Source organism: Massilia niabensis, assembly GCF_042655085.1.
Classification (GTDB): Bacteria; Pseudomonadota; Gammaproteobacteria; order Burkholderiales; family Burkholderiaceae_D; genus Telluria; species Telluria niabensis.
Window position 1 is genome coordinate 1,257,124 of the sequence record NZ_JBHSMU010000015.1, and the last position, 12,222, is coordinate 1,269,345.

Sequence of the window (12,222 nt, forward strand, 5' to 3'; positions counted from 1 at the left end):
CCTTCATATGCCGTTCATCACACGCAGCTCTCATAACTTCCCGCCGCGCCCGAGCGCGTTCAGGAAGGCGCGCGTGACGCGCATGCCGTTCTCGTACGACACCCCGGCCACGTCCAGCCGGCTCTGCAGGCTGGCCTGCGGGTTGTCGGTGCTGGCGGTGAGCACGGTGAAGTTGTACAGCCCGGGGAACTTGCGGTAGGCGCGCACGCAGGTCACGGCGCGCAGCGCCAGCGTGTTCGAATGCACGAAACGCTCGCTGCACAGCGGCCCGGTGAGCCGCGTATCGCGCGTGTTCCCCAAACGGTCGATCCCGAACTGGCTGCTGGCCAGCGCCGCAAAACGCAGCGGGTGCAGGGTGGCCGAGCGCAGGTATTGGTGCGTCATCGACACGTTGCCGGTCTGCTGGGTGTCCGACACATAAATGGCCGACTCGGTGGCGCAGCTCATCGAGTCGGCGCTGAACGAGGCCTCGGCCTTCACGTTCGAGCGGCCCCAGCAGCGAAGCTGGCCGGACTCGCGCACCGGCACCCGGTACGGGCCCATGTTCTTGATCGACAGCGGCGTGTCGAGCAGGCGCCCGACCATCGCCCGCTGGTGCGCGAGCAACTGCTCGGCGATCAGCGGATTGAAGTCTTTCGGGGGCGCGGCCTGCGCGGCCACCTTGCGCAGCAGTTCCTGCGCGTATTTCACCGGCACCAGGAAGCTCACCGCCTCGCCATCGCGCCGTTTCGACACGTTGATGCCGGCGACGGTGCCGCTGGCGGTCACGCTCGGCCCGCCGCTCATGCCCGAGTTGATCGGGCCGCTGAACATCAGCTGGTCGTAGAAGCTGCGGCTGACCACGCCGTTGTAGGCCCCTTCGGAAATGGCGAAGCCGAGGTCCAGCGGGTTGCCGAGCGAATACAGGTCCTGGCCCTGGGTCAGCCGCACCGGCTGCTCGGGCACCTTGAAGAAGCCGGTGCCGCTGCGGTTCACGCGCAGTATCGCCAGGTCGTGCAGCACGTCGACCGCCATCAGCTCGACCGGCCCGTGCTTGCCGTCGGTGTCGACGTATTCGCCCACGTAGACGTCGGGGTCGAGCGCCATCTGCGACACCACGTGGTAGTTGGTGACGACCAGGCGGCTGTCGCCCACCAGGAAGCCCGAGCCGACGGTCGACTGGGTGCGGCCGTTACGCAGCAGCATGCGGATCTGCAGCAGGTCGGCCTGCGCCGCCGAATACAGTTCCTGCGCGGCCGAGGAGGGCAGCGGCAGCGCGGTGGTGGTGTCGGTTTCGCCGGGGCCGGGGGCGGGCGGGGTGGTGGCGGGCGGGCTGTCGGGCGGCACGACGGTCGGCGGGCTCGGGGCAGCCGGCCCGGCGCCGGCGGTCGCAGCCAGCCGGCCGGGCGCGGCCGGGGACTTCTCGCCCGGCTTGTCGCCCGTAGGCGCAGCCACGGACGCGCCCAGGCAGAACAGCAGGAGCAGACTGGCAGTGCGGGGGCTGGCGGTGCGTTTCATGTGATCAAAGGACCGACGGCCCAGGGACGCCTGCGCGGCCTGGAACGCGATCCATCAAGAATAGCGATGTTGGCGCTATCTTGCCACCACACTAACTTATCTGCAGGACGTTACAGTTCGCCATCTTCGACCACGGCGTCAAGCTGCGGCGTCATCATGTGGCCGAGCTTGGCCTGCTTGGTGTCCAGATAGCCGTTGTTGAAGACGTTGCGGTTGACCAGCAGCGGCACCCGCTCGACAACCTCGATGCCGAGGCGCGCCAGGGCGTCGATCTTGCGCGGGTTGTTGGTCATCAGCTTGACCTGGCGGATGCCGAATTGCTCCAGCATCGGCAAGCACAGCTCGTAGTTGCGGGCGTCGGCATGAAAGCCCAGCTGCAAATTCGCTTCGACCGTGTCGGCGCCGGCTTCCTGCAGGCGGTAGGCGCGGATCTTGTTCACCAGGCCGATCCCGCGGCCTTCCTGGCGCAGGTAGAGCAGCACGCCACGACCCTCGGCGGCAATGCGTTTCAGGGCGCCCTCGAGCTGGGCGCCGCAGTCGCAGCGCTGCGAAAACAGCACGTCGCCGGTCAGGCATTCGGAATGGACGCGCGCCAGCACCGGTTCGCCGCTGGCGATGTCGCCCAGCGCCATCGCCAGGTGCTCCTTGCCGGTCGCGTGTTCGACGAAGGCGTGCAGCGTGAACTGGGCCCAGGGCGTGGGCAGCGCGCACGAGGTGACGTAGTCGAGCAGGGGAGCGGAGGCGGGCGTGGTTTTATCGGACATGCTGTGGTCTTGGTGCGAATGGTGTAGCCGGTAAGTATAAGAGAAATCCGTCGCAGCCGTGCGGGGCGGCATGCTACTCTTTCGCCAAAGCAAATCTCCCGATGTCATGAACCACGAAACAACCCCATCCCAGGCTGCCGCCCAGCACCCGTCCGCCGATGTTCCACTGCGGTCCAGGCGGCGCGGCTTGCGCAGCCTCGGCAGCTGGCTGGCGCTGGCATTCTCGCTGCTGTCGATCCTGCTGACGGTGCTGCTGGTCGAAGTCGTCGACATCGCCGCCACCGGGCAGGTCGAAACGAGCATCGGCCATGGCCTGCGCGAACTGGCACTCCAGACCACCGACAAGCTCGATCGGGGAATGTTCGAGCGCTATCGCGAGGTCCGCCTGCTGGCGCAGCGGCGCGACCTGTCGCCCGCGAACGCCGACCGGGCGGCGCGCCGCGAGGTGCTCGACGGCATCCAGGAATCCTACGGCTACTACGACTGGATCGGCATGGCCGGCATCGACGGCACGGTGCAGGTGGCGGGACGCGGCCTGCTCGAGGGCGTCAATGTCGGCGCCCGGCCCTGGTTCCGCAATGCGCTGCAGGGCGTCAACGTGGGCGACGTGCACGAGGCGGTGCTGCTGGCCAAGCTGCTGCCAACGGAAGGTGGCGAGCCGCGGCGTTTCGTGGACGTCGCCTTCCCGTACATGGACGCGAGCGGCAGGACGCTCGGCGTGCTCGGGGTCCACCTGTCGTGGAAGTGGGCACGCGCTGTCGAACGCTCGGTGATCGCGCCGGTGGCGGCGCGCGGCAAGATCGACGCGCTGATCGTCGGTCGCGACGGCACCGTGCTGCTCGGACCAGGCGCCCTGCAGGGCACGAAGCTCGACCTCGCAAGCCTGCGCGAGGCCGGCAGCCAGGACGGCGGCTATCTCGTCGAGAACTGGCCGGACGGACAATCCTACCTCGTCGGTTTCAGCCGCAGCCGCGGCCGCGACGCCTATCCGGGACTTGGCTGGACGGTGCTGGTGCGCCAGGCGGTCGACGCGGCCTACGCCCCGGCGCGCGAGCTGCGCCAGCGCGCGCTGCTCAGCGGCGTCGGCCTGGCGCTGGTGTTCTCCCTCGTCGGGGTGCTGCTGGCCCGCCATATCACCCGGCCCCTGGGCAGGCTGGTGCGCGACGCCCAGCGCATCCGGCGCGGCGAAAGCCTGCCCCTGCTGCCCGGGGCCGGCAGCTATGCCGAAGTTAATACGCTGTCGGACACGCTCAACGCCCTGGTCGCCGACCTGGTCGAACGGCGCCAGGAATTGCAAGGCCTGAACGCAACGCTGGAAGCGCGGGTCGAGGCGCGTACCCGTGAGCTGGAGCGCGCCCTGGGGGCGGTGCGGGCGAGCGAGCAGCGCGTCGGCGCCATCGTCGAGGCGGCGCAGGACGCTTTCGTCGGCGTCGACATGCGCGGCCTCGTGACCGACTGGAACTCGGCGGCCGAGCGCATGTTCGGCTGGAAGCGCAGCGAGGTGCTCGGCTGGCCGATGACCGAACTGATCGTGCCCGAACGCTTTCGCCCCAGCACCTATCGCGCCATCGAACGCGTGCGCGCGACCGGGCACACTCCCTTGTTCGAGCGGCGTGCCGAACGCCTTGTGATCAATCGGCGCGGCGAGGAATTCCCGATCGAGATGACGGCAGGACTGGCCAGCGGCGGCGACCAGACCATCTTCGCCGTCTTCCTGCACGATATTTCCGAGCGCAGGAAGGTCGACCAGCTGAAAACCGAATTCGTGTCGACCGTGTCGCACGAACTGCGTACGCCCCTGACCTCGATCCGCGCCTCGCTGTCGATGCTGGCCGACGGCTACGCCGGCGAGCTGCCGCCCGACATCGCTGGCCTGATCGCCATTGCCCACCAGAGCGCCGAGCGCCTGGTGCGGCTGGTGAACGACGTGCTCGACATCCAGAAGATCGAGGCCGGCGGCATGCAGATCGAGCGCCGCGCACAGCCGCTGCTGCCGGTGGCGCAGCACGCAATCGAGGGCATGCAGGCCTATGCCCAGGAAAACGGCGTGACGCTACGCCTCGAATATCGCGAGCCCGCGCGCGCCCTGGCCGCCGCCATCGACCACGACCGCCTGGTGCAGGTGCTGACGAACCTGCTGTCGAACGCGGTGAAATTTTCGCCGCGCGGCGCCACCGTGACCCTGGAGCTGGAAGGGATCGACAGGTGCGCGCGGCTGGCGGTGCACGACGCGGGCGCCGGCATTCCGGAAGCATTCCAGCCGCGCGTGTTCCAGCGTTTCGCGCAGGCCGACGGCGCCGACACGCGCCAGAAGGGCGGCACCGGGCTGGGCCTGTCGATCTCGAAGAGCCTGGTCGAGGAGCACGGCGGACAGATCAGCTTCGAGACGGTGCCTGGCCGGGGCACGAGCTTCCGGGTCGACCTGCCGCTGACGGGTGCCTGACCGGCACCTGTTTCAAGCCGCTGCCCTGGTCTCTTCGACCATCCTGTTCCAGGCCTGTACGCTTGGCCGTTCCTGCATGCGTCCATGCCAGGCGTGCAGCGCCGTGTAGTGCGCCGGTACCTCCAGCTGCACGATGGCGGCAAAAATAAAGGCGCCAATCACGGTGATGTCCGCCATCGAGAATTCCGTCCCTGCGATATACGGCTGTGTTTTCAGTAGCGCATCGAAGTAGCCCATGGCGCGCATGGCCCGGTCGCGCTGGCGCACACCCCATTCCGCATTCTGGTAAAGCTCGACCTCCGGCCCCAGCCCGGGCGTGGCGTGATGGAAATACACGCTGATTGCGTCCAGGAGTTCCAACTCGGCGCGCCGGCTCATCATGTGAATCGTCCCCTTTTCAAACGACGTCCTGCCGGTGAGGGTGGGTGGGCCTTCCAGGTGATCGAGGTACTCGGTGATGGCCGTGCACTCGGCAATCAGGCTTCCATCATCGAGCTCGAGCACGGGCAGGGTGCCGGAATAATTCTTGGCCAGGAAGGCAGGGGTCTTGTGTTCCCCGGTCCAGAGATTGATCGACTCGAAGCGGACTTGCGATTGAAGGTTTTTCTCGGCGATTGCGATGCGGACGCGGGCCGGATACGGCCCGTCGAACCAGTCGTAAATCGTCATGGACGCTGGAGATGGGTGTTTCATGATGGTTATCCTTTCACAATCACTGGTTTGTCAGTGGGTCGAGTCGGCGTGATGGGCAAGCGCTTGCAGCAAGGCTTCGGCGCCGGCGGCCGACGAAGCCGGGTTTTGTCCCGTGATCAGGAGGCCATCGGTGACGACATAAGGAGCCCAGTCGTCGCCGCGCGTGAAGATGGCGCCTTGTGCCTTGAGTTCGTCTTCCACCAGGAAGGGCACGATGTCCGTCAGTTCCACAGCGGCTTCTTCGCTATTCGTAAAGCCAGTGACCTGCTTGCCCGCGACCAGCGGTGAGCCATCCGGATTCCTGACGTGGCGAAGCACACCGGGCGCATGGCAGACCAGCGTGACGGGCTTCTGCGCCGCAAGGAACGATTCGATCAGTGAAATTGAGTTGGCGTCTTCAGCCAGGTCCCACAGGGGACCGTGGCCCCCCGGGTAGAACACGGCATCGAAATCCTCCTGCGACATGCTGTCGAGGCGGACGGTACGGGCGAGCTGGGCGGTTGCGACGGGGTCGGCTTCAAAGCGGCGGGTCAGGTCAGTCTGGAACGCAGGCTCATTACTCTTCGGGTCGAGAGGAGGGCGGCCGCCGGCAGGCGATGCCAGCACCAAATTGGCGCCCGCTTCGGTAAAGACGTAGTATGGGGCAGCCAGCTCTTCCAGCCAGAAACCGGTCTTGCGCCCGGTGGCGCCCAGCGTGTCATGGGAAGTGAGAACGATCAGGATATTCATGGTAAAGCCCTTTATGCAGTTGAAGTAGACCAGTCGTCTAGTAACTGGCTCAAAAAAAACGCCCAGTCTCGAGCGTTCGGTCAAGTCCCGCTCAGCGGGACAGATTCAGTACTTGCTGCGTCGTGCGCATTGCGGCATCGAAGGGCGATGCATCGCGTGTGATCTTGGCCATGACACTGGCGCCGAGCCAGAGCTGGTACAGGCTCTCGGCGACCAGGCGCGGCTGGCCGTCCACCCGCAACGAGCCCTCCGCCATCCCCCGCTCGATGGCACCTGCCAGGCGGGCCACGATGCCGGCAGTACCGCGCTTCAGGCTCAGGCGCATCGCTTCCGACAAATCCGCCACTTCCGCTCCCAGCTTCACCACCAGGCATTTTCCTTGGCAGTCGGAAGCCGACTGGTTCATGCGCCAGTTATCGAAGTAGCGTACCAAGCCTTGCGCCATCGTCAGATTCGATTGCTGGAAGATGGCGTCAATCTCGGCCAGGTAATCCTCGAAATATTTTTCAAGCAGGGCTTCGCCGAATGCATCTTTCGATCCAAAGTAATGATAGAAGGAGCCCTTTGGCACGCTGGCCGTCGTCAGGATCTCGTTCAGGCCTACCGCCGAGAATCCTTTTCCTGCCATAATCCGCTGCCCAACCGCGACAATATTATCGCGAACGTCAGAGGACTCGGTTGTGATCACTTTTTCCATGGAGTGAGAATAGCAGCGATTAGACCGGTCGTCTAGTAACATTTGCATGTTACGGGGCGACGCTAGCGCCATTCGTGCAGGGCGACGCCGGCGAAGCCCGGCCAAGCCGAGAAATCGCGTTCCAGCCGGGGCAGCAGGTCGCGCAAGCGCGCCTGGTCGCCATGGAAGCTGGTGGCGCTGCCATCGAAGACACGCTCGCCCTCGAGTCGGTACACGGCCGCGCCGGGGACCGCGGCAGGCGCGCGCAGCAAGACCAGGATGCGGTGCCCGCCGGCTTCGGCGACGACCAGGCTGCCGGCCTCGCCGCTCGGCGCGCGCACGTAGCGGCGCTGGGTCTCGGGCGCCACCGGCCCTGCTTCGAGCGCGATGTGGACACGCTTGCCGTGGTGCGCCGCCCAGTCAAGGAAGGGCACGCCGAAGCGAACGATTTCGTCCGGGTCGGTGCGGTAGTCCATCACTGCCAGGCCGTCGGCCGCCCCGGCCAGCGCAGCCAGCAGCTCCGGCTTTTCCGACCACCAGTAGGGCACCACGAATTCGAGCGTCGTCTTGCCGGCGGCGCGGCGCAGTGCGCGGGCCAGCGCCATGTACTGGCGGTCGGCCTCGGGCGGCGCGATGGTGTTCGCCGGCAGCAGGTAGGGCTCGATGTCGAACTGGATCGCGCGCAGGCGCGCTTCCGGCGCCGCGCTTGCGTTATAGGCGGCGTAGGCGCGCGCCCGCCGTATCGTGGCGCCATGCTGTTCCGGCAGCACCATGTGCGGGTCACCGTCCACGCTCGACACGGAAATGCCCGCGGCGTGCGCGCGTTGGACAAACGCGGCCAGCGCCGCCGGTTCGCGCACCCGACCCTCCTGCAGCGGCACCACGATGAACAGTTCGCCGATGCCCTCGCGGCCCGCCCAGTCGAGCAGGGCGCCGCCTGCCTGCCATCGCGCCGCCTCCCAGATCCAGGTCGCGCGGCGCCCGGGCGAGCCGGGCACCGGTTCGAGCGCCAGGCTGTCGAGTACCAGGCTGGCCGCGTGCGGCGGGCACTGGATGACGAACTGGCGCCAGCGGGCACGGTCGAGGCCAGCCGGCATCGGCATGGCAAGCGTGCTCTTGCCGGAGACGGCGCCCAGCTTGCCCAGGTCATGTGCGTGTTCGCGCGCCGCGTCCTGCGTGTCCGCCACCTGCACCCGGAAGGCGCCGTCGCCAGAAAAGCGCGCGCGCACGGCGAGCTGCGCGCGCGGCAGGTACCAGGGGCCGGTCACGAGTACGCCCGCGGCGCGCATGCCGGCGCGGCAGGACAGTTGCAGGCCGGCTTCGCCGTGTTCGACGCGGACCCGCTCCTCGCGTCCGAATGCCCGCACCGATGCCGCCGCCAGCAGGTTCGTGTTCAGGGGCATCGGCGCGGGCGCCGGCGCCGGCGCGCCCGGCACGGGCAGGGTGTGGCTGTTCGGCGCGAAGCGCTCGCCCGCCACGCCCTGCAGCAGGATGACGGAACCGGGAACGTCCGCCGCCGGCAGGGGATAGATCGCTTCGACCTGGGCCGCCCCGGTCCCGAGCGGCACCCCCCTGCAGCCGGCCAGTTCGGCAACACCGGCGACAACCGCCCGCATGGCGCCGGGGCCCGGCAGCGCAGCCTGCGGCGCGCCCGCGGGCGCTGCTACGGCGGGGCAGAGGTGCAGCCATGCGGCCTGTGCGGGCGCGCTCATCGACAGGAAAACACAGGCGACAAGGGTGGCATGCTTCATGGCGAACCGGCTGGCGGGCCGGAGGGCGGCGCGGACGGCTGCTCCGGCGCGCCGGCCTGCCAGCCCTTGCGTTTCATCGCGCCCCAGCTCGACTCCTTCTGCATCGCCCAGCGGTACAGGCCCGTCAGGCGCCAGACCGTGTTGAGCTGGCGGTAGCCGAAGTTTTCCAGGATCACGACCAGTCCCAGCGCCAGCAGCTGCTTGCCGCGCGGGTAGAGGTGGAAGGACATCTCCTCGAGCAGCAGGCCGGAAGCCGACAGCAGGATGCCGAGGCCGACGGCAACGAACAGGAAGGCGCCGAAGGCCTGCCACGAAATGGCCCCGGTGAAGAAGGCGATCACCATGAATGCGTAGCCGCCGAGTTCGATCAGGGGCCCCAGCCACTCGAAGGCGAGCATGAAGGGGAACGCCAGCCAGCCCGGCACGCCGCCATTGGTGGAGAACGGCAGGCCCCAGTTGGCGTTCAGGCTCTCGGCCAGCCCGCGCTGCCAGCGGATGCGCTGGTTCTTCAAGGTGCGCATGTCCTCAGGCGCCTCGGTCCAGCAGACCGGATCGGGCACGAACTCGATCCGGTAGGGCTGGCGCCGTGCGCGCAGCAGGCGGTGCATGCGCACCACCAGTTCCATGTCTTCGCCGATGGTGTCGACGCGGTAGCCCCCGGCCAGCACCGCGGCGTCCTTGCGGAACACGCCAAAGGCGCCGGAGATGATCAGCATGCCGTTCAGCGCCGACCAGCCGAGCCGCCCGAACAGGAAGGCGCGCAGGTATTCGACCACCTGGAACAGCGCCCAGGCGTTGGTGGGCAGGCCGACCTTGGTCAGGAAGCCGCCGCTGACCTCGCAGCCGTTGGCGATACGCACCGTGCCGCCGGTGGCGACCACGGTCGGGTCGCGCAGGAAGGGCTCGGTGACCTTGGCCAGGCTGTCGCGCTGCAGGATCGAGTCGGCGTCGACCCCGCAGAACAGGGGATAGCGCGAGGCATTGATGCCGGCGTTGAGCGAATCGGCCTTGCCGCCGTTGGCCTTGTCGATCACGCGCACGTTCGGGTAGCGCGTCGAGCGGTAGATCTGGCGCACTTCTTTTGTGGCGATCTGGCGGCGGTAGGCTTCGGGGAAAGGCAGCAGGGCGAACTCGCGCTGCAGGACCCCGAGCGTGTCGTCCTTCGATCCGTCGTTGATGACGATGATCTCGAACTCGGCGTAACTGAGCTGCAGCATCGAGCGGATCGAGGCGGCAATTGTCGCTTCCTCGTTGTAGGCCGGGACCAGGATGCTGATCGGCGGCTCAAGGCCCGAATAGGCGCGCGGCAGTTCGCCCAGGAACTGCTCCTCGCCGCGGCGGCGCAAGGCGCGCAGCGCGAACAGGTTGAGGATCAGGTAGCCGCCGTTGAGCGCGATGAAATAGGCCAGCACGAACCAGGTGACGAAGGCGACGAGAAGGTTGTCGGTATTCATGCGGGCCGGTTCTCCGCCATCACCTGCGCCAGCATGTCGGCGGCAAAGCGGTCAGTCAGCGAGGCGCACAGCGCCTCGATGTCGGCGCGGCGCAGCGACGGCAATTCGAGCAGCGCCTGGGCGGCGCGGTAGCGCACCCACCACTCAGGGTCACCCAGCAGGGCAACCAGGCGGTCGGCGTCGGCTCGCTCGCCGACCCGGCCCAGCGCGCGCGCGGCCTGTACCCGCACCTGCCACTCCTCGTGCGCGAGCAAGGCGCGCACCTGGTCGATGGTGTCGGGCGTGAGCACGCTGCGCAGGGCGGCAATTACCACCGGCACGGCGGCACTTGCCAGCGCCGTGCGCAACACCTTGTGCGGCAGCGTGATCCGCAGTGCTTCGGCGATGCGCAGCGCGCGCGGCAGCTTTGCCTCGTCGAGTCCGGGCAGCAGGCGCGCCAGCACGGCGGCGGCCGGGCCGCTCGCCTGTTGCAGGATGCCGGCCACGTGCGACAGCGCCCAGTCCTCGCGCTCGACGAACATCGGCGCCAGGTACTCGGCCGCGGCTTCGGGATCGATCCGGACCAGGGCCCAGAGCGCCGTCAGCGACAGCGTGTTGTCGGCCTGGTCGGCCAGGCGCAGCAGCTCGGGCCAGGCGCGCCTGTCGCGCAGGTGGCCGAGCACGAGTGCGCCGAGCAGCCGCGCCGCGCGCCGGCCGCGCGCGAGCATCGTGCGTGCGTCCTCGTCGAGCCCCAGGCGCCGCGCGAATTCGTTGAGCGCTTCGCCGGCTTCGCCACGCAGCGACCCCTGCAGGTGGACCCACAGGCGCAGGAAGGGAAGGCGGTCGGCGCGCAACAGTGGCGGCAGGGTGGCGGGCGCGTCGCCGACGATGGCGGCGTTGAGCAGCGGCCGCCAGCGTGCCAGCGCACGGGCTTCGGCGCGCTGGCGCCGGCTCAGGGTCATGCGCATGCCGATGATCTGCAGGCTCAGTAACAGGGTCAGCGCCAGCGCCGCCAGCCCGGTCCAGACCGCTGCGGCAATGAACGGATCAGAAAACGTACTGGACGCCGGCATTGAGGCCCTTGCGTGTGTAGAGGGAACCCTGGCGCGCGTAGCTGGCGCCCCAGGTCAGGGCCCAGCGCGGGTTCACCCAGTGGCGGCCCGTCAGCGCCAGCGAACGCACGTCGGTGAGCACTACGCCGCCCGGCACGCTCGCCGCTTCCTCGCCGCCGGCGGCGATCAGGCCGATGGCGTTGCGCTCGCCATAATAATGATTGGCGCGCAGCTCGGCGCTGTGCACGGTTTCGCCGAAGGCGCGCGTCGGCCGCCAGCCAAGCAGCACGCTCCAGGAAGAAAAATAGTGCTCGAGCGCGACCTGGAAACCGTTGACGGTCCCGCTGTCGTACTTGCTGGTGCGCGCACCGCCGTGCAGCAGCCAGGCCGGCGCAAATTCGAATTGCAGGGCGGCACCAAAGGCGTGCCGCGCCAGCACGCGGTGCGTGGCGCTTGCGTTGCCCTCTACCGTGGCGGTGAGGACGTTCGAGAGCGGCAGGCTGTAGCTGGCGGCGAACTGGCTGTCGTGCAGGCCGAAGCGGTGCACGTCGGCGCCCGCCAGGTCGAGCACCTGGCGCGGGCCGTAGCGCAGCTGCATGCCGACCCCGACCTCGCGCCAGCCGGGACTGCCGTTGCTGAGTTGTTCGGAAGCGGCCGAGACACGGGCGACGGTCTCGGCTGCCTGTGCGGGCAGGGCAGCCAGGGCGGCCGCCGCCGCGAGCAGGAAGGCGGCCCTCATGCGCCCGCCGGCAGGTGGCGGCGCACGCGCGCCAGCAATTCGTTCGGCTGGAAGGGCTTGATGACGAAGTCGTTGGCACCGGCGTCGAGCGCGCGCACGGTATCGCGCTCGGTGTTCTTCGCGGTGAGCATCAGGACCGGCACGCCGGCCCATGCCGCCTGCTCGCGGATCATGCGTACCAGTTCGAAGCCGTCGATATACGGCAGCATGACGTCGAGCAGCACCAGTCCCGGCGCAGGGGCAGTGGCGATATGGCTGGCGGCCGCGCGGCCGTCGGCCAGGTGGGTCACCTGGTACCCCTGGCGCTCGAGCATGAAGCGCAGGACCTGTGAAATGTGTTCGTCGTCCTCGACCACGAGGACGCTTGCAGGGTGTTGTTCGCTATTCATGTGCAGTAAGAAACAATTCGGCAGCGCCAGTATAGCGCGCGACAAGCTGCAGCGCC

At 68.1% G+C, this 12,222-nt stretch carries 11 protein-coding genes; 1 reads left to right on the forward strand and 10 read right to left on the reverse strand.

From position 1 onward, the window contains the following. Positions 1-30: 30 nt before the first annotated feature. Positions 31-1,497: a S1 family peptidase gene (locus ACFPN5_RS20070; protein ID WP_379785566.1), complete on the reverse strand. Its 1,467-nt coding sequence runs from the start codon at positions 1,495-1,497 to the stop codon at positions 31-33. Positions 1,498-1,607: 110 nt separating this feature from the next. Then, positions 1,608-2,261 carry a GTP cyclohydrolase II gene (ribA, locus tag ACFPN5_RS20075; protein WP_379785567.1) on the reverse strand — a complete coding sequence of 218 codons (654 nt, stop codon included), beginning with the start codon at positions 2,259-2,261 and terminating at the stop codon, positions 1,608-1,610. Between the two features lie 106 nt (positions 2,262-2,367). Between ribA and ACFPN5_RS20080 the strand changes: the two genes are divergently transcribed. After that, positions 2,368-4,704, forward strand: coding sequence for a sensor histidine kinase (locus tag ACFPN5_RS20080; RefSeq protein ID WP_379785568.1), 2,337 nt, complete (start codon positions 2,368-2,370; stop codon positions 4,702-4,704). 12 nt (positions 4,705-4,716) lie between these two features. On the opposite strand, the gene ACFPN5_RS20085 is transcribed toward ACFPN5_RS20080, so the two are convergent. The 8 genes from ACFPN5_RS20085 to ACFPN5_RS20120 all read right to left on the reverse strand — a co-directional run bounded on the left by ACFPN5_RS20085 (position 4,717) and on the right by ACFPN5_RS20120 (position 12,166). Beyond that, entirely contained in the window at positions 4,717-5,373 is a 657-nt protein-coding gene (locus tag ACFPN5_RS20085; protein ID WP_379785569.1) for a glutathione S-transferase, read from the reverse strand. A 54-nt stretch (positions 5,374-5,427) separates the two neighbouring features. Then, on the reverse strand, positions 5,428-6,126 hold the full coding sequence (locus ACFPN5_RS20090; protein ID WP_379785570.1) for a type 1 glutamine amidotransferase domain-containing protein: 699 nt from the start codon (positions 6,124-6,126) through the stop codon (positions 5,428-5,430). A 91-nt stretch (positions 6,127-6,217) separates the two neighbouring features. After that, positions 6,218-6,814: a TetR/AcrR family transcriptional regulator gene (locus ACFPN5_RS20095; RefSeq protein ID WP_379785748.1), complete on the reverse strand. Its 597-nt coding sequence runs from the start codon at positions 6,812-6,814 to the stop codon at positions 6,218-6,220. A 71-nt stretch (positions 6,815-6,885) separates the two neighbouring features. After that, positions 6,886-8,553: a hypothetical protein gene (locus tag ACFPN5_RS20100; protein ID WP_379785571.1), complete on the reverse strand. Its 1,668-nt coding sequence runs from the start codon at positions 8,551-8,553 to the stop codon at positions 6,886-6,888. Next, a complete protein-coding gene (locus ACFPN5_RS20105; RefSeq protein WP_379785573.1) occupies positions 8,550-10,007 on the reverse strand; it encodes a glycosyltransferase family 2 protein in 1,458 nt (485 codons plus the stop codon). Before ACFPN5_RS20105 ends, ACFPN5_RS20100 begins: the two co-directional genes overlap by 4 nt. Continuing rightward, positions 10,004-11,059: a HEAT repeat domain-containing protein gene (locus tag ACFPN5_RS20110; RefSeq protein WP_379785574.1), complete on the reverse strand. Its 1,056-nt coding sequence runs from the start codon at positions 11,057-11,059 to the stop codon at positions 10,004-10,006. Before ACFPN5_RS20110 ends, ACFPN5_RS20105 begins: the two co-directional genes overlap by 4 nt. Continuing rightward, positions 11,034-11,777 carry a YaiO family outer membrane beta-barrel protein gene (locus ACFPN5_RS20115; protein ID WP_379785575.1) on the reverse strand — a complete coding sequence of 248 codons (744 nt, stop codon included), beginning with the start codon at positions 11,775-11,777 and terminating at the stop codon, positions 11,034-11,036. The genes ACFPN5_RS20110 and ACFPN5_RS20115 overlap by 26 nt, the downstream gene beginning before the upstream one ends. After that, positions 11,774-12,166 (reverse strand): response regulator transcription factor, encoded by a 393-nt coding sequence (locus tag ACFPN5_RS20120; protein ID WP_379785576.1) that lies wholly within the window; start codon positions 12,164-12,166, stop codon positions 11,774-11,776. Before ACFPN5_RS20120 ends, ACFPN5_RS20115 begins: the two co-directional genes overlap by 4 nt. Positions 12,167-12,222 lie beyond the last annotated feature (56 nt).